The organism is Rugamonas brunnea (assembly GCF_014042345.1).
GTDB classification, from domain to species: Bacteria; Pseudomonadota; Gammaproteobacteria; order Burkholderiales; family Burkholderiaceae_D; genus Rugamonas; species Rugamonas brunnea.
Window position 1 is genome coordinate 1 of record NZ_JACEZT010000079.1, and the last position, 244, is coordinate 244.

Here is a 244-nt window from a genome sequence, read left to right on the forward strand (position 1 = left end):
TCTGGAAGAAGTAAAAGTAAAGATTATTTATTGATCACATCAATCGAAAGATTGCTGTGATGGGTAATGATTGTATGTATCAACAAACGCAACAACGTAGTACTTCTTATTTCTATAACCGCTCCTTTGTTTAGTCGCAAGGGGCTAAAGTTATAGGGACAAGTGAATAAGTGCACATGGTGGATGCCTTGGCGATTACAGGCGATGAAGGACGTAGTAGCTTGCGATAAGCTGCGGGGAGTGA

1 rRNA gene is annotated in these 244 nt (G+C 41.0%); it reads left to right on the plus strand.

Going from position 1 to position 244, the window contains the following annotated elements:
* Positions 1–156 precede the first annotated feature (156 nt).
* Positions 157–244, plus strand: a 23S ribosomal RNA gene (locus H3H37_RS25675); the annotation flags it as partial.